The following is a 16,326-nucleotide window of genomic DNA, read 5'->3' as shown; positions in this document are numbered from 1 at the left end:
TGCGTTTTAGGTGGATTGATTGCTTACTGCCTTAAATTGAAGAAGCCATCACTGAAAGTTTTCTACTCAGAAGAAGATTTCTCAATGACGGCTTAAGCAGAATTCGGGTTATATAAGGAAATCACAGTCTATCAAATTCGTCATAAACATAATCTTGAGAGTATTCCCTCAAGACTTTCTTATCAAAAGAAACATAAAAATAAGTATCATTTAAGGATTTCACTCTTTTTATTTCCTCACTCCTTATAATGCCAATGCTATCTCTCCAAACAGCCAAAAGAGTTTCCTTCCCGAGTATCTTTTCTTTCTTTATCCATATATCAGACAAATATTCATGGGCATTAAGAAATGAATCATCTTTAAATTGAATCAGCATATCCTTGCTTGGCTTAAGCATCAATGTTGTAAGCCAAATACCATTATCATTTTTCTGAAAAAAATCAACCATAGTAGCCAATCGTTGATAATCAATTGGTTTTATTTTAATGACCGCATTAACAAGCTTTTCATTCCCAAATAATTTATCAGAATGTTCAATTGCCGATAAGCTATTTTCAAGATTAAAATAAAGCTTCTTACCTTTATCTTGGATTTCATCAAATGAAATCTTCAACCCATTTTCTATTTGCGCCGAAAGATACTCTGCTAAACGCTGAGTGAAGCTATCATTACGAGCCAACCAGTTATTCAGCTTATAAAACACTATAGACTCATAACCAACAGTAAAAAAAGCACTATTTCTATTCGTTTTTAAATATACTATCAATTCGTTGATTTTGGAGTTTGCATCTGCAAAATCAATTTGCATCAAATATTTTGCCAATGTGACTTTATTCAGATCGGATTCAAACTTATCAATATTTTCCATTGCAAACTCCTTAGCCCTTTTCTCATCAAAATGCCTAACATTATCAAAAGCTGCCATCAGCATACTTTCACTATATGAGATATTCGGGTTATCAAGAATTGACAGAGACCAACGTAACAGCGAACGATTCCAACTTAATTTATCAAAAACCACACCTCTTTTTGTTTCACTAAAATTTGGATTACCAACAATATCAGAAATATTTTGCGTGTTAATATCATCTCTAATAAATTTCCGCCCTAAAAAACTCTTACTTGCAATAATAATATTTAAAGCATCAATAAAATCAGAATCTGATGTCTTAGGTTCAAGAACAATTGCCATTAATCTTTCCGTTTCAGAACCTGTAAGCCTAATGGAGAACGGAGTGTTATTTCCTTCACGGGATAAACGAATACTATAGGAATCCAACAATGCCCTAGTCCTTATTTCCTCTAACACCTTTCTTCCCCCACTATTATCATTATCAAACCTTAACCAATTATTGACTTTATCAGTATAATATACTGTCAGATTGTCAATTATACTTTTTACACCAAAAAAACTTGCTGCAAAAATAAAAAAACCTGTTACAAAGAATACAACTACTAACCATTTTTTCGTATGTTCAAGAACCCCCATTGTTTTATTAATAGCTGACTCTGTAATTTCTGACTTAGCTAAATCAATGCGGTCAACCACTAACTGCTGTAAACGCAAGTTCTCTTCTTTTATTTTATCAAGCTCTGCTTTATAACGTAAAAATTCTCGCTCTATTAGAAGCTTATTTATTTCGTTTTCCATACAAACTCCATTTTAATTGAATCTTTAATTTGCAATTATAACTGTTACGGAGGTAGATTTAAATTTAAGGGCTGTACTAAATAACCGCGCCAAATAGTAAATCAGTTGAGGGAACTCAACCAGTTTGTAGTGATGTGATGATCACCCGGAAAAATTAACTCATTATCTCCAGATAATTTTTTAATCTGTTTTAGTAATTCAAGAGCTTGATGGGATAAAGGTACAAAATATATCGTTCGCATCTTTGAACCTCGATGAGAATGTTTAACACCATCAATAGGCTCTCTTTCTGCTGGAATTGTCCACAGTGCTTTATCCAGATCAACTTCTCTCCAGCGCGCAAAGCCGAGTTCACTGGAACGAATAAACATATATAGAGTCAGTCGGACAGCTAAAATAGTTAAGTGACGTCCCTTATGGTGTTCAAGACGAGTAAGAAAATCGGATAATCTTTAAGAGGAAGAGCAGAACGATGAGTTGATTTACGTGTCGCCAACGCACCTTTGAGACCTTGAGCAGGATTGCGAGCCATCAGGCCATTCTGTACCGTATAGCGCATAATAGCAGTAATCCTTTGTGTTGTCTGGAAGCGAGTTCCAATCGCAGAGAAAACATTACGTCGGAGATCCCCTAATACTCGTTCTGAATGCGTTGTTGACCAACGCTTATTACTACTGTGCCAATCTCTAGCCACTTTTTCAAAAGTTAAGGTTTCGGCAATCGCTTCTTGTTTTTCTACTTCTCTTTTTTTACTGGGATTGATGCCATTGCGGATCATTATCTTAATACTATCGCGTTGCTCTCTAGCTTTCCCCAGTGTTACTTGAGGATATGCACCTAAAGCAATCCGGCTTTCTTTACCCGTAAACCGATATTTCAGATACCAGCGTTTTGAGCCACTGGGTTTAATGAGCAGATACAAACCTTGTACATCAGTAAATTTGTATTCTTTTTCACGGGGCTTTGCCGCACGAGCTTCCATGTCTGTTAAAGGCATAATTTGGGGGTCAACTCATTATCGAAAAGAACTGACCCCCAATTTGACCCCCAAATATCATGGATGTCAACGGATACGAATGGACAATTATAGACTTAAAAACTAAATAATTTTTTTTCAGGTAGTTATGGAAGTTTATGGACGTCTTTGGAAGATCAAATGGTGAAACACAGACGTTCATAAACTCTCCACTCAAGTCTACTCTATTGATGCCAGTTCGGTGCAAATCTAAGACCGATCTAAAGATGTTGAGCAACATCAATATTCTCACTATCTTAGCGACACACCTATGTTATACGTAAAAAGCCATCTCCAGTTTCTGCAGATACCCACTCATCATCGCAGGATTGTTGAAGCTCACTTTGACATGTTCTAATTCTATATTTTTTAGAGCCACTTAATAGAAAAAAAACCATTGTAGTGGTAACGTCACTGATCGTAATTTAACCAAATTCGAGTTGAACTAAAATGGAAATAATGTAATGGGACTGTTAATAGAAAACAAAGTGAAAGACAGTACAGTGACATGGCTACCTCTCGATACTGAGCATCACTCCCCCGAATCAATCCATGCATCTTGGTGTAACTCAAATTTTCTTTTTAAAGAAGAAAATTTAACAGCTGGTATCAATGGTCTTAGACCTCCACAAATTGGAGGCATCCATGCAGCATTAGGTTACGAACGTTCTGACGATATGTCAGCAGCAACTATAGTGATGCCAACAGGAACAGGTAAAACAGAAACCATTTTATCTATAGTTGTAGCTGGTCATTTCAAGAAAACTCTAGTGATTGTTCCCTCTGATGCGCTGCGAGAACAAACTAAAAATAAGTTTATACAGTTGGGCCTACTCAGACAACTTGGTTTAATAAAAGAAGATATTTTTAATCCTATTGTTGCTACAATCAAGCACGGTGTTGACAACATCAATGACTTAAAAGAAATACTAACGTCAAATGTTATTGTCGCATCAGTAGCAGCACTATCCAAGTTCAAACATGAGTTCTTTGTTAAATTGACTGAAACTTGCTCTCACCTCATAGTCGATGAGGCGCATCATATCACGGCTAAGACTTGGGCAAGTGTTAAATCTCAATTTAAAAACAAGTCTATTTTTCAATTTACAGCAACTCCGTTCAGAAATGATGGTTCTAGAGTTGAAGGAAAGATTATATTTAATTATCCTCTAAAAAAAGCGCAAGATGACGGTTACTTCAAACCCATTAAATTTCATCCTGTCAGAGAATTTATCGAAGAAAAATCTGATAAAGCGATCGCTGAAAAAGCGATAAAATTACTAAGGGATGACTTGAGAGCTGGCTTAGACCATATAGTAATGGCAAGAGCGAGCACAATAAAGAGAGCTAAGGATATATTTGAAATTTATGCTAAAGAAATGGATTTAAAACCTGTCTTGATAAACAGTAAGACAAAGAAAAAATCTGACGTTTTAAAAGCCATAAAAAATAGAGAGCATAAGATTATAGTATGCGTCGACATGCTGGGAGAAGGCTTTGATCTTCCGCAGCTAAAAATATCAGCTATTCATGATCCGCATAAAAGTATAAATATTATGCTCCAATTTACAGGGCGTTTCACCCGAACAGCTAAAAATGTAGGTGATGCTAAATTTGTCGCAAATATAGCAAATCCCAATGTTAACGAAAGTCTTGAAGAATTATATAAAGAAGATTCAGACTGGAATAGTGTAATAAGCGATATAAGCTATCGGAAAATTAAAGATGAAAAAGAATATCAAGAATTTCGATCAGGATTTCCCAAAGAAAGCAACCTTCTTGATTTAGGATTAACTCCAAGCATTAGTACAACAGTGTACAAAATGCTCTTGGCAACTTGGAAGCCCGACCGCTTTCTGCAGTTTGCAAATAAACAATTTCAAGTAATGGATTCAGTTCTGAACAACGAGAGAAATATTTTAATTTTCTCTGTCAAATCCTTCTTACCAGTAGGATGGGCCAGTTCTAAAGAGTTATTTGATGAGTCATGGGATCTATACATTGCTTACTATAACCAGCAATCCGGCCTGCTATTCATACATTCCTCCGCAAAAGATGGGCTAGTTAAAAGGCTAGTTAAGTTAGTTGCAGACAATGCATTACAAGTCAAAGGAGAGCATGTTTTTAGATCTTTGGCAGGACTTAAACGGTTAAAACTACAAAATGTAGGCTTAAATAAAAACAAAAAAGGTCTTCGTTATTCAATGCACACAGGAACCGAAATTAATGACCAGATACCTGATATAGAAGCAAATAGAGCCACTAAATCCAATATATTTGGGAAGGGATACGAGAATGGGGAATTAGTCAGCATCGGTTGCTCATATAAGGGAAAAGTATGGGCAATGGATAGCGATTCATTAGATAAATGGATTACTTGGTGTGACAATATTGGTTCGAAAATACTAGATGACTCTATCGATACAAATAAAGTCATGAAAACGGCAATGCAAACAGAAGAATTGTTAGAATACCCAGACATAGCACCTCTTTCTGTTGAATGGCCGGTAGAACTACTTAGAAAAAATGAAGCAAAAGTTACTGTTAAATCAAAAGACTGGGAAGAAAATTTGATTAACTGTGAACTAATTCCGGCGGAACATCAAAAATCAGACAAAAAATTATTAAATCTTTTTTTAAAAACTCAATATGGTCTCAGTCCTATAACTGCAAAAATAACTTCTCTAGGAGAGGTTACTTTCACTTTGCAAGATAGCCTTGACATTACATTTGGAGAGCAGACTTTTCAATTATCTGAATTTTTCAATGAATACCCTCCAACAATTTTCATGTGTGACACATCAATTATTGATGGTGGATTCAGATATTATCCTAATGAAGAATATGTATACAAATATGATATTAATAATACTGAAGTCTGGGATTGGGATGGAGTTGATATCTCTGTTGAATCTCAGACTCATTCAAAAATAACTCATTCAATCCAATACCATACAATTCAGAAAATAAAAGAATCTTATGATTTTATTTTTGACGATGATGGTGCTGGTGAAGTTGCGGATATTGTAGCCATAAAAAACATTGATAATAGAAAACTAGTTATAGATCTATTTCATTGCAAATATTGCTCAAAACAAAATGGGGTGGCTACTCCAGGTGGTAGAGTTGACGATGTTTATCAAGTCGCTGGTCAAGCTGAAAAAAGCATTAAATGGTTTGCAGATAAAGAGGGGCTAATTTTACGTTTAATAGAAAGAGAGCGCACAAGACTTAATCAGGGAAAAACATCCCGAATAGACAAAGGTAAATTTGAAGACTTAATTTACCTAGCCAAAATTGCCAGATATTCAGATTTTAAGTTAGGTGTTGCTATCGTTCAGCCCGCAATATCAAAATCTCTAATTTCTAATGCGCAATTAACTATTCTGGGTGCCACGGCAGCCTACATTGATGAGGTAACTGGCGTTAAGTTGAGGGTCATAATCAACAAATAACAAAATTATAAACATGGTATTTAAGTCAATCATAATTTATGCTCATGCACGATACTATGATCCATTATTAATTAATGTTTTGTTGGGGTGAGTTAATTATGAATTCATACAAATAAGAGCAAATACGGTGGTGACAAGCGACCACCGTTTACATATTCAATTAAGATCTTTAAATTTATCACGCAGCGCATTGAAATGCTGCTCACCAATATTCAAATACTCTTCGAGAATGCTATCAATGGTTGCGTTATTTATAATAAAGATGTACCTCCCTTCTTTTTTAGCCAACTCCTTTAACTTATCTTTTTGTAACCCTTTAGTTGCTTCGCAGCAGACCAGCAAGCACACTGATGTCCCAATATCACCCATTTCGCAAACGAGACTTTCTAGATATTCACCATTAATACTAACACTTGACATTACAATATTTACTAGAATTTTATCTGATAAAATTTCAAAAACAGAAAAATCAAAAAAGAATCCTGCACGCGATTCATTCATCATTGTAAAACTATAATCATGGATATCATTTCTGATCAAGCATGGATAGAAAAGAGATGGATAAAATATAGTCAGAAGCAATTTTTTTATGCTTTCAACATATAAATGGTAGTCACTGTTACTTATTGCAGCCTTGAGATTTTCTACATCAGAAGCTAGTGGCCCCGTAACAGAATCTTTTGAATCGTCGAAACGTTTATGTGGAAGTGGAGAGGGTAGTGAAAGTAAAAGCTCTTCTTTATATTGCTTTATCGTGTCAGGATATTTTACTATCTGCTCCTCAATAAACTCCTTCGACTGTCCAAATTCTTCAATAATCCTTTTAGCTGTTACCGCTGGTTTTCCTCTTAAAAGAGTTACAAGCGCAGAGCCAGCCTTAAGATGCTCAGTTTTGATTTCTGGAATAATATACTTTCGATAAAATGACGAATGTGAATAAGCTATCCTCTCTCTCGCCAATACCTTTGGTATAAGTATAACCTCTTCACCATTGTGTACAGGGAGTTTGAATGTTTTTTTACACCAACGCTCATTAATAGGATCCCACAAACGGACACCGGAAACTTCAGACATTCCCACATTATAAAATTCACAAATTTTTTGTGTATATTCTATAAATGGTAGTTTCAGCATATTACAAACAGAGTCTGAGATCCTGTCAGATGCAATTCCCTTTATAGTTAATGCTGTATCCTCAAGATCTTGAAGCAAGCCTGACTGAGCAGCCTTACTCTGTTTCAAAGACTCTAGAATTAGCTGAGCCGTTTTTTCACCTAAAGCTTTCCCTGAGGATTTCTTTGCAGAATAACCAAGATGAAAAGAATTGGACTCCCTTAAAGATGATAATAAAACCCCTGCTCTTTTAAGATCTCCATTTTTTATACTTGCCATAACATCTGAAAAATAATCTTGAACTAATCTTTCAAGGCTATTTCCCCAGTTAGTTTTTAACGCTCGAATAGATGTGGGATCTATAAAAAATTGCAAATCAGTATCTAAGGGGATATCGATAAAATCTAAACTTACTTGCTGGCATTCCATTTTAAACGCTTCAGAAAACTTCATGTAGCTCTCCTTACTTAAACGCACTTACAATGAAAATTCTCCCATTTGTATTACATAGACAGAAAGCTCACAAGTTGAGCAGTTTAAAGTTGTCTGAAAAATCACAAAAAGTACAATTTACTTTTTATGTATCAAATAAATAGATTGATTCAGAAAAACTTTTTTGAATCGCCTTTAATAACTATTTTTTACAACCGTCTGTGCGCAATGCTTTCCCCGTCACACCAGCCTGCTTCATGAGGCGATTTTAATGCAGGTGCATGAACAGCCCCAGACCGCACCAATGCTGGCACTGGCGGGGGATGCAGGGACAGAAAAACGCATGCAAAACCATGCACCTGATGGATACATGGTTTTTTTCATTAAAAATAGCAGGATTTTCGGGGATTTATTTGCGCACTACTGTGCAGCCAGTTCTGCACGTCGGCGGGTGTAAATCAGGCTCTGTGCAGGGGTAAATTTTTCACGACTGTCATCCCGCGAAGCCGCGTCAGATCTGAATTCGATGGCTGTTAAAAGGTCGCTGTCCTGTGCGGAATAATTAATTTTTTCTCCGGCGACCAACCAGACCGAAAGTGATGTCTCACAGTGATCAAGGCAGTCACTATACCAGCAAAGTATTCAGACGGTTATTGTGGCGTTATGGCATCAAACAAAGCCTGAGCCACCGAGGCAATTGCTGGGATAATAGCCCAATGGAGCGCTTTTTCAGGAGTTTAAAAAGTGAATAGGTTCTTGAAGAAGGATATTCAGATTTTAGAGAAGCCTTTCGCTCAATCACAAATTATACAACGGGTTATTATAGCCAGCCTCATCCCCATCGGTACAACAATGGGTTGATACCCAACGAATCAGAACGATTATTTTAGGAAAACTCTAAGTTAGTGACCAATTTTTATTGATCACAACATATCGCGCTGACGATTGCAGAAAATAAACCCGGCTTCACTGAGCGGCTCCAGACCGAGTGCGTCAACCATACCCGCCAGCCCGTCGATGGATTTTCGCATGTCAGCATGACCAGACACCAGATAAATCGCGCCGACCGGGATCATTGCAGCGCCTCAATCCAGTGCCGGATCTGCCCAGTGGATAAGCCTGCCGGCAACTCAGCCCAGAGCTCATTGAGCAGCAGAACGTGACGGTGTGTCCGGTGGCACAACCGGATGAAGACGTTGGGGCTCGCGTTGTTGCCGGAGTTTTTTTGCCCAATAGTAAAACGTGGCCAGATTAATCTCACGGTGCTGACAAAATGCTGTGACCGTCAGCCCGCTCTGTTTCTGAACCTCGATAACGGCTGCCCAGTGTTGTTGTCTGGAAGCGAGTTCCAATCGACCAACGCTTATTACTACTATGCCAATCTCTAGCCACTTTTTCAAACGTTAAGGTTTCGGCAATCGCCTCTTGTTTTTCTACTTCTCTTTTTTACTGTGACTGATGATTGCGGATAATTATCTTAATACTATCGCGTTGCTCTCTAGCTTTCCCTAGTGTTACTTGAGGATATTCCCCTAAAGTAATCCGGTTTTCTTTACCCGCAAACCGATATTTCAGATACCAGCGTTTTGAGCCACTGGGTTTAATGAGCAGATACAAACCTTGTACATCAGTAAAGTTTGTATTCTTTTTCACAGGGCTTTGCCACACGAGCTTCCATGTCTGTTAAAGGCATAATTTGGGGGTCAACTCATTATCGAAAAGAACTGCCCCCCAAATATCATGGATGTCAACGGATACAAATGGACAATTATAGACTCAGAAACGAAGTAATTTGTTGTTTTTTAAGGTAATTATGGAAGTTTATGGACGTCTTTGGAAGGCCAAATGGGAAGGCCGGACTCGAATAATAAAGTAACATATTGTTTTTAAACAAATTTATTAAAAAACATTATTATGATGCCCCTTTTTATGCCCCCAAACAAAAAATTACTTACTACTATTTCATGTAACTAATTAAATTTAAATGAAAAATTAATACAACAGATATGGTGTGACTTTATTTCATTTGAGATACAAGATAACTCCGTATTCTTCCAATTCTCTTAGTTGACTTGTTAAATTTTTTAACAAGTCAACTAAGAGAGGACAAGCATAGCGCGTCAGCTAGAAAATGCCCATGTTATAGTCATCAGTAAGCTGATTTCGTCAGCGTATCTAATCAATAGTCTAACTAACTGATTAAATTATCTGTTCCCTATTGCTACGTGTTACATCCTGCGCTAACCTTGTTACACTTAATTGCTGTCATCGACAGCCGCCAATGTTTCCGAGGGATCTGTGAGGAAACGCTTTCGAGTGATCCGCTATTGCTGCCATTGACAGCACTCAATGCTTCTAAAAGGTCTGTGAAGAAGCGCTTTCGAGCGACCATACCTAAAATTCTCCCTGATCTGAAAAGAGAAGGCCGTCAGATAGCATGAGGCTGATAACCCCGCTTATCCTTTGAGAGTGGGGATCGCGAAATGAAAGCGATGAAGGTGCATTTATACATTTAACTCACTCACGGGTCTTCTATCCCAGAGGAAGCGAGTTCTTCTTATATCCAAGCGTCAGACAGGACAGCTTTAACTGCCTTTCGCTCTAATGAGATTAAGCCACGAGTTTAGCCTCATTTCATTTACGTAAGCTAAAGCATCCGGTTTGCTTGGCTCACACCTTAACTAACTGCTGCCTGAGTTATCAGGCGGTCAGGTAGGTTATTTCTCAATATCAGCATATTGCGACAGTTTTACACTACTACGGGCAACACTTTGCTATGCCATCAGGCATCAGCAAGCACCTGCCCTGCTTCTGTTTACTGACTCCGATGTTCAGGCGTCACTTTTCGCCGGTTTACCGCTGAAAGTGACGCCGCCGCATAAAGGTAACATCCACATTTACAGGCGTATGCCTGCTCAACAAATCAGTGCTTCTGTCACTGCTAATTAAGATTAAAACACCATCAAAAAGGAGAGCTTGACGATACCGAGGCTGGCTTTTGCCAGAGGGGATAACCTGCCTATGCAGGCGGTAGTACAGCGTACTCCAACCGATACCCCACAATACCTCAACAGCGTTCACTCTGGCGCACAGGTATCGTTCAAGGGCAAAGCAGATAACCCCTGTTTTGTCAGAACTGTCGCGCGCCAGAGATTTAATGTTATCAGGTGAAAAATAAGGAGTGATATGAGTCGATTAGTCAGGGAAATGCAGACCTTTGCCCGGCAGGCTGGAGGCAGTCATAAAACCTGTCATGACCGCATTCGGATAGCGAGGCGGCTAGGTGAGTTTTTGTTGAAACTGAATATTCAGGTGAAAAGCCTCAACTATTTAAAGACCAAACACATTGAAAGTTATATCCATGCCCGACTGTCTCAGGGCATAGCCAAACGCACCCTGCAAAATGAAATGTCGGCGCTCCGCCATATCTTTCTTCTGGCAGGCCGGACAAAGTTAAGTACCTCTCCCCGATTGAGTAATCAGGCATTGGGACTGAGTGGCGCCAGTCGTGCAGGGACAAAACAAGCCATTCCTGATGTGCTTTTTCAGACAATTTATCAGAAAGCAGCAAAATACGATGCCGGACTGGCAATCATCCTCCAACTTACCCGTTTGATGGGGCTACGTTCTCAGGAAGCCGTTCAGTGTTGTGCTTCGCTGAAAAGCTGGAAAAAACAGCTTAATCAGCCAGAGCCTAAGCTTCATGTAGTTTTTGGTACTAAAGGCGGCCGCCCCAGACAAACTCGTGTACTGGATGTGGACGCAGTGAAAAAAGCGGTTGATAAAGCCATTGAAATTGCAGAACAGCGCGGCGGCAGGCTGATTGATAAACCCGATCTCAAACGAGCGATGAACTACTGGCGTGCCCATACCGCTCATCTGGGATTAACCGGCTGTTATGCCCCACACAGTTTGCGCTACGCATGGGCACAGGATGCGCTGAGGTTTTACCAAGAAAGCGATTTTACTCGTCAGGAAGCCAGGGCTTTAGTCTCAATGGATTTAGGTCATGGTGATGGTCGCGGGCGTTATGTTGAACGAGTTTACAGTCAAAAGGAGGATTGAGAAATGGCAGAGACAACCTTAATACGTCTGGCGGATGTCATGAAAAAAGTCGGTTTAAAGAAATCATGGATTTACCATTTGATGCAGCAAGGGGAATTCCCTAAATCTGTCAGTCTGGGAGCACGCTCAGTAGCATGGGTAGAAAAAGAAATTGATGAATGGATTATCAATAAAATCAACAACCGCGAGGAAACACAGGGATGAGTCTGAATGAGGCTTTTAACCTTAATTATAAGTTGATAATCAGTAAATTACTGAGGTATAGTTCACGCGCTGCGGCAAAATCCGCAGCCGGGATTTGCAGCCCGTACTCCTTACTGTCGATGCCAATTTTCTTTGGTATTACGGCCTTAGCACACCTGTATTATATTCAGTATTGTTATTACTGCTATATACATCAGTCAATGGTGGCTCAGGCGGGGCAGCCTTTGGGCTGGCCGGTGTCCAGTAAGGCCGGTACTGCAAACTCCGTTTGGGCTACCACCAATGAGATTTGCAGCTCAGGTGGTAGTTATAAGTACTACTTACCGGAGGCCATTTTATGGCTACAACCCCTCATCATTTCTACTTGCTATCTCAACTCTGGCTATCTTGTCTACAATGTCCACTATTCTCCCGTTCTAAGGCTTTTTCTCTGGCAGGGGTGTTTTATGCATGATTACCGCCCTGAAAACTCAGAAGAAGTACTCGACCATTGCCGGGCACTTATCAACAGTATTATTGAGCAAAATAATCTCGCATTTAAGGAAATCCTGACTTTCGTTTTATGGGAACGTATTGAACTGCTCAGTAAAATGCTGGTTGGAGAAACCACAGAGGAGGAAAGCCATGCCCTCCTTCATTTCTGATATTGTCCGGCAATCCTGCCACCGCTGGCCCGCGATCCTGTCTCAGGCAGGCATTGTTGTGCCCGCCAATAATCGTCATGGGCCTTGTCCCATGTGCGGTGGGAAAGACCGGTTCCGATTTGATGATAAAAACGGTAATGGTACATGGATTTGTAATCGGGCTAAATGCGGTCATGGAGATGGACTGGATTTATTGGCAAAATTTAAAGGTTGTCAATTAATTGAGGCGGCAAGGTGGATATCTGAGTTGTCAGAACTCCCGTCAACGGCGCCAGCCAGAAAAAAGCCTCTGTTATTCAAGTGCCGATTGCTGAACGGGTCAATTCGTTATTAAATCAGTGTATTAAGGGCGCGAGCCCTTATTTAATTCGCAAGAGTTTAGCTGAACGTGTTTTTTTGTTCCCACCGGCTTACTGTCAAAAAACAGGCAATGTGATTTTTCCAGAAAATACACTGGTGTTACCACTAGTTAATATTGCAGGAGGATATTGCGGTGCCCAATTGATTCACCCTGACGGCAGCAAGCGATTATTACCCGGCAGTCAGTTAAAAGGGGCTTTTGCTGTTGTCCATGAACCCGATTCTTATGATGACATTATCATCACAGAAGGTTATGCCACTGGTTTATCACTGGCCGTTATTAGCCGAAACAGTACAATCTATGCCGCCATTTCCGCTAATAACCTGCTCAATGTAGCAAAAGCGCTTAAAGCGCAACATCCGCAAGGTGTTTTTATTATCGCAGGGGATAATGATGTTGATGCAGATGAAAAAAACACAGGAAAAATTAAGGCAGAACAGGCCGCGAATGCAATACAGGGAAAGGTTGCACTGCCACCAACAGACTATCAAGCTGACTGGGATGATTACCGTAAGCAATATGGTGATGAAGCAACCCGAGCAGCCTTTTATCACCAGACCGGTAAAATCACCGGTTCCCTTTCTGTGACTCGTCTCCCCACGACCTACAGCACATCATTACCTTTACGCAGAGGTTCTGAGGGCTTTGATACTCATCAGGATTATCTGATCAAAGGTCATTTGCCCAGTAACGCCTTAGCCAGTATTTACGGCCCCAGTGGTTCTTATAAATCTTTTTTGGCGGTGTCCTGGGCATGTCATATCGCCACGGGTAGAGCATGGGCAGGTAAACGCGTCAATCGGGGAGCGGTGGTTTATGTGGTCGGTGAAGGTGGTCTGGGAGTTCCGCGTCGTATCCGGGCATGGGAAAGCAGCCTGAACGATAACAGCCCGATAGATGCCCTTTACCGTATAGACTGCCCGGTGTTTCCTGCTAGTCAGGAAAGTGCTGAGCAAGTGATTTGTGCAGCGAAAGATGTCGAACAGGAAACCGGATTGCTTGTCCGTCTGATTGTACTGGACACCCTCGCCCGCTGTTTTGGCGGCTCGGACGAAAACACCGCTAAAGATATGGGCGCATTTATTCAGGGTTGCGACTATATCAAAGCCAAAACAAATGCCACCGTGCTTGTTGTGCACCATTCCGGCAAAGACCAAGATAAAGGCGCAAGAGGCTCCAGCGCCTTTCGGGCAGCACTGGATGCGGAGTTTAATATCCGCCGTGAAAATGATAAAGAAGCGCTGATATTAAGCTGTACCAAAATGAAAGATGCTGATGAACCGCCACAAGTCGCTTATGACTTGCATCCGGTCAGCATTTGTATTGATGAAGACGGCGAAGAGATTACCTCTCTGGTGTTGTCAGATCAGCCCAGACAACCGCAGGATGCCGCAGCTGGTGATATGGCACTGGCCCATGTCCGGCGTCTGTCAGGCAATCATCTGGCACTATGGGAATCTATTCGTAACCGAACAGCCCAAAGCGATTCCTGCACAAAATCACAGGTGCGGGATGACTTACGAGCGAAAAGCATTGATGTATCAAAGAAATTCAGCCGCTAGCTGGACAAACTGGAAAATGATGGATTATTGACCGTGTTGGGTGAAGATATCCGCATTAATCAACGCCACTCTAATATGGGGGAATAAATGGTAAATGTGGGGGATATTGTCAAAAATCCAGCAATGCTCCCCACTTACCACTTATTAAGCTCACCTAAATGGGGGAAGCACGTGAAACCCTTATTCTGTCTGGCTTTAAGCGATTTTAATAATATCAATGTGGGGGCAATAAAAATCCATATATCGTGGGGGACAAAATGGGGGAAGAGTAGGTATTTTCCTTCTGTCGGTATAGAGCTATTTAATTCATTCATAATGTATGCTTAACACCATCCCATTTATTAACGTCCAATAGAGTACTCACATTATTTTATAATAAGAAAATCATCTTCTCTTTATTTAAAGAAAAATAAAATGGGTAATCAATGGGGGAGTTTTATTTAAACGGGGGAAATAATAAAATAATGGTATTTTTTAACTTTAACTATTTACAGATAGAGTCCATGAAAGGATAATTATTTTATGTCACCACTCAGGAAAATATAAAATATGATTCAACAGGATTGGCATCCAGCCGATATTATTGCCGGACTGAAAAAGAAAGGAATAACATTAGCCGCTTTATCAAGGAGCGTTGGACTGGCTTCATCCACACTAGCAAATGCACTGACACGCCACTGGCCTAAAGGAGAAAGAATTATTTCTGATGCGTTAGGAGTTCCGCCTGAAATTATCTGGCCTTCCCGTTATGAAAATAACGGCATTAAAATATCCATACCAGAGAGACTTTATAATTCTTAAAAAAACATTATTAACTCAAGACATCTATTGCCCACTATTCAAAGTGGGCTTTCTTACACAGTGAATTAATGTGTTTTTATATGACTATTTACTATTTTTCTTTGAGAAAACGTAAGGAGCAATAAATTCTTTTTTACATTGATCCAAATAATCCGCCCACCATTGTATCATTAATCGCCGTTCCTCCAAATGTTCAGATGTATGGATATAAGCAGCTCGGACACCATTACGCTCTGTGTGGCTCATTTGTCTTTCAACTGCATCTTTTGACCATAGCCCTGATTCAACTAAAGCGCTACAAGCCATCGCTCTGAAACCATGCCCGCATACTTCCGTTTTTGTATCATATCCCATCACTCGTAATGCATTATTTACCGTATTTTCACTCATAACTTTATTAGGATCATGGTCGCCGGGAAAAAGCCGTTCATTGTCCCCACTAAGCTCTTTAAGTTGCTGTAAGATATCTATTGCCTGATTACTCAACGGCACAATATGGGCTGATTTCATTTTCATGCCACGGTAAGAATAACGAACTCCTTCGATTGGATTTCGTTGACCAGGTATCTCCCACACTGAACTATTAAAGTCAATTTCATCCCATCGTGCAAAACGTAACTCACTAGAACGCACAAAAGTGAGTAAAGTCAGTACCACCGCTAAACGTGTAATTTTCCTGCCACGGTAATGACTTATACGTTCCAATAATTCAGGAAAGCAATTGGATGGCAATGCAGGATAATGTTTAGTTTTAGGCATGGTCAGCGCCCCGGCCATATCTATAGCCGGATTACTGTCGATAATGTCATTTTGTACAGCATAGCGCATGATAGCAGTTACCCGCTGTTGGAGCCGTTGAGCTACATCATGCTTTCCTGCATCATCCACCATTCGGATAGGTACTAATAGATGGCTAGGTTGTGTCCCTCAATTAAATAATGACCTTAAGAAATAAGCGGATACAACCTAATTTCACCATAGCGATATAATTTCTTGCTGTCTTTTCATAACGGGTGGCGATGC

The 16,326-nt window shown here is 39.9% G+C and carries 13 protein-coding genes and 8 pseudogenes; 12 read left to right on the top strand and 9 right to left on the bottom strand.

All coding sequences use genetic code 11. The annotated features are described in order from the left end of the window. A pseudogene (locus ACGF49_RS22945) lies at positions 1-96 on the top strand (IS982 family transposase); the annotation flags it as partial. A gap of 25 nt (positions 97-121) precedes the next feature. Here the strand turns inward: ACGF49_RS22945 and ACGF49_RS22940 are convergent. Further along, entirely contained in the window at positions 122-1,651 is a 1,530-nt protein-coding gene (locus ACGF49_RS22940; RefSeq protein WP_113043612.1) for a hypothetical protein, read from the bottom strand. A 137-nt stretch (positions 1,652-1,788) separates the two neighbouring features. Beyond that, a pseudogene (locus tag ACGF49_RS22935) lies at positions 1,789-2,648 on the bottom strand (tyrosine-type recombinase/integrase); the annotation flags it as partial. Between the two features lie 482 nt (positions 2,649-3,130). On the opposite strand from ACGF49_RS22935, the gene ACGF49_RS22930 reads away from it, so the two are divergent. Next, positions 3,131-6,121, top strand: a complete 2,991-nt coding sequence (locus ACGF49_RS22930) for a DEAD/DEAH box helicase (RefSeq protein WP_113043613.1) — start codon at positions 3,131-3,133, stop codon at positions 6,119-6,121. A 156-nt stretch (positions 6,122-6,277) separates the two neighbouring features. Here ACGF49_RS22930 and ACGF49_RS22925 read toward each other — a convergent pair whose 3' ends face one another. Continuing rightward, positions 6,278-7,687: a hypothetical protein gene (locus tag ACGF49_RS22925; protein ID WP_113043614.1), complete on the bottom strand. Its 1,410-nt coding sequence runs from the start codon at positions 7,685-7,687 to the stop codon at positions 6,278-6,280. Between the two features lie 250 nt (positions 7,688-7,937). Here ACGF49_RS22925 and ACGF49_RS22920 point away from each other — a divergent pair, with 250 nt between their 5' ends. Then, positions 7,938-8,123, top strand: coding sequence for a hypothetical protein (locus ACGF49_RS22920; RefSeq protein ID WP_058588530.1), 186 nt, complete (start codon positions 7,938-7,940; stop codon positions 8,121-8,123). Here the strand turns inward: ACGF49_RS22920 and ACGF49_RS22915 are convergent. Then, a pseudogene (locus ACGF49_RS22915) lies at positions 8,087-8,266 on the bottom strand (phage polarity suppression protein); the annotation flags it as partial. The gene ACGF49_RS22920 and the pseudogene ACGF49_RS22915 overlap by 37 nt on opposite strands. Here ACGF49_RS22915 and ACGF49_RS22910 point away from each other — a divergent pair. Further along, positions 8,254-8,556: pseudogene (locus tag ACGF49_RS22910) on the top strand (integrase core domain-containing protein); the annotation flags it as partial. The pseudogenes ACGF49_RS22915 and ACGF49_RS22910 overlap by 13 nt on opposite strands. 33 nt (positions 8,557-8,589) lie before the next feature. Here ACGF49_RS22910 and tnpB read toward each other — a convergent pair. From tnpB to ACGF49_RS22895, 3 genes are all read right to left on the bottom strand, one after another. After that, positions 8,590-8,742 (bottom strand): IS66 family insertion sequence element accessory protein TnpB, encoded by a 153-nt coding sequence (gene tnpB / locus ACGF49_RS22905; RefSeq protein ID WP_082302860.1) that lies wholly within the window; start codon positions 8,740-8,742, stop codon positions 8,590-8,592. Between the two features lie 66 nt (positions 8,743-8,808). Beyond that, positions 8,809-9,066 (bottom strand): IS66 family insertion sequence element accessory protein TnpA, encoded by a 258-nt coding sequence (gene tnpA / locus ACGF49_RS22900; protein WP_229015570.1) that lies wholly within the window; start codon positions 9,064-9,066, stop codon positions 8,809-8,811. Between the two features lie 46 nt (positions 9,067-9,112). Next, positions 9,113-9,319 carry an Arm DNA-binding domain-containing protein gene (locus ACGF49_RS22895; RefSeq protein ID WP_229015569.1) on the bottom strand — a complete coding sequence of 69 codons (207 nt, stop codon included), beginning with the start codon at positions 9,317-9,319 and terminating at the stop codon, positions 9,113-9,115. A 1,323-nt stretch (positions 9,320-10,642) separates the two neighbouring features. Here ACGF49_RS22895 and ACGF49_RS22890 point away from each other — a divergent pair. The 8 genes and pseudogenes from ACGF49_RS22890 (at position 10,643) to ACGF49_RS22855 (ending at position 15,303) form a co-directional block, all read left to right on the top strand. Next, positions 10,643-10,837: a hypothetical protein gene (locus tag ACGF49_RS22890; RefSeq protein ID WP_146748118.1), complete on the top strand. Its 195-nt coding sequence runs from the start codon at positions 10,643-10,645 to the stop codon at positions 10,835-10,837. Positions 10,838-10,852: 15 nt separating this feature from the next. Next, positions 10,853-11,731 carry an integrase domain-containing protein gene (locus ACGF49_RS22885; RefSeq protein ID WP_271858835.1) on the top strand — a complete coding sequence of 293 codons (879 nt, stop codon included), beginning with the start codon at positions 10,853-10,855 and terminating at the stop codon, positions 11,729-11,731. A 3-nt stretch (positions 11,732-11,734) separates the two neighbouring features. Then, positions 11,735-11,935, top strand: a complete 201-nt coding sequence (locus ACGF49_RS22880) for an AlpA family transcriptional regulator (protein ID WP_036773792.1) — start codon at positions 11,735-11,737, stop codon at positions 11,933-11,935. Beyond that, positions 11,932-12,579 (top strand): ash family protein, encoded by a 648-nt coding sequence (locus ACGF49_RS22875; RefSeq protein ID WP_271858836.1) that lies wholly within the window; start codon positions 11,932-11,934, stop codon positions 12,577-12,579. Before ACGF49_RS22880 ends, ACGF49_RS22875 begins: the two co-directional genes overlap by 4 nt. After that, a complete protein-coding gene (locus ACGF49_RS22870; RefSeq protein WP_262977800.1) occupies positions 12,560-12,913 on the top strand; it encodes a primase-helicase zinc-binding domain-containing protein in 354 nt (117 codons plus the stop codon). The genes ACGF49_RS22875 and ACGF49_RS22870 overlap by 20 nt, the downstream gene beginning before the upstream one ends. Beyond that, positions 12,880-13,407 (top strand): annotated as a pseudogene (locus ACGF49_RS22865) (toprim domain-containing protein); the annotation flags it as partial. The gene ACGF49_RS22870 and the pseudogene ACGF49_RS22865, both read left to right, overlap by 34 nt. Before the next feature lie 99 nt (positions 13,408-13,506). Beyond that, positions 13,507-14,499: pseudogene (locus ACGF49_RS22860) on the top strand (helicase RepA family protein); the annotation flags it as partial. Between the two features lie 552 nt (positions 14,500-15,051). Beyond that, the gene (locus ACGF49_RS22855; protein ID WP_046974925.1) at positions 15,052-15,303 is read left to right on the top strand and encodes a helix-turn-helix transcriptional regulator; all 252 of its coding nucleotides are present in this window, start codon (positions 15,052-15,054) and stop codon (positions 15,301-15,303) included. Between the two features lie 84 nt (positions 15,304-15,387). On the opposite strand, the pseudogene ACGF49_RS22850 reads toward ACGF49_RS22855, so the two are convergent. Beyond that, positions 15,388-16,218: pseudogene (locus ACGF49_RS22850) on the bottom strand (tyrosine-type recombinase/integrase); the annotation flags it as partial. A gap of 16 nt (positions 16,219-16,234) precedes the next feature. Beyond that, positions 16,235-16,326: pseudogene (locus ACGF49_RS22845) on the bottom strand (IS5 family transposase); the annotation flags it as partial.

Origin of the sequence: Photorhabdus sp. RM96S (assembly GCF_042879335.1) — a bacterium.
Taxonomy (GTDB): Bacteria; Pseudomonadota; Gammaproteobacteria; order Enterobacterales; family Enterobacteriaceae; genus Photorhabdus; species Photorhabdus kayaii.
This window is presented reverse-complemented; position numbering and strand designations above follow the sequence as displayed.

Coding starts and splice junctions, on each gene's coding strand:
- ACGF49_RS22940 (WP_113043612.1), bottom strand. CDS start 1,651: ATGGAAAACGAAATAAATAAGCTTCTAATAGAGCGAGAATTTTTACGT.
- ACGF49_RS22930 (WP_113043613.1), top strand. CDS start 3,131: ATGGGACTGTTAATAGAAAACAAAGTGAAAGACAGTACAGTGACATGG.
- ACGF49_RS22925 (WP_113043614.1), bottom strand. CDS start 7,687: ATGAAGTTTTCTGAAGCGTTTAAAATGGAATGCCAGCAAGTAAGTTTA.
- ACGF49_RS22920 (WP_058588530.1), top strand. CDS start 7,938: ATGCAGGTGCATGAACAGCCCCAGACCGCACCAATGCTGGCACTGGCG.
- tnpB (WP_082302860.1), bottom strand. CDS start 8,742: ATGATCCCGGTCGGCGCGATTTATCTGGTGTCTGGTCATGCTGACATG.
- ACGF49_RS22885 (WP_271858835.1), top strand. CDS start 10,853: ATGAGTCGATTAGTCAGGGAAATGCAGACCTTTGCCCGGCAGGCTGGA.
- ACGF49_RS22880 (WP_036773792.1), top strand. CDS start 11,735: ATGGCAGAGACAACCTTAATACGTCTGGCGGATGTCATGAAAAAAGTC.
- ACGF49_RS22875 (WP_271858836.1), top strand. CDS start 11,932: ATGAGTCTGAATGAGGCTTTTAACCTTAATTATAAGTTGATAATCAGT.
- ACGF49_RS22870 (WP_262977800.1), top strand. CDS start 12,560: ATGCCCTCCTTCATTTCTGATATTGTCCGGCAATCCTGCCACCGCTGG.
- ACGF49_RS22855 (WP_046974925.1), top strand. CDS start 15,052: ATGATTCAACAGGATTGGCATCCAGCCGATATTATTGCCGGACTGAAA.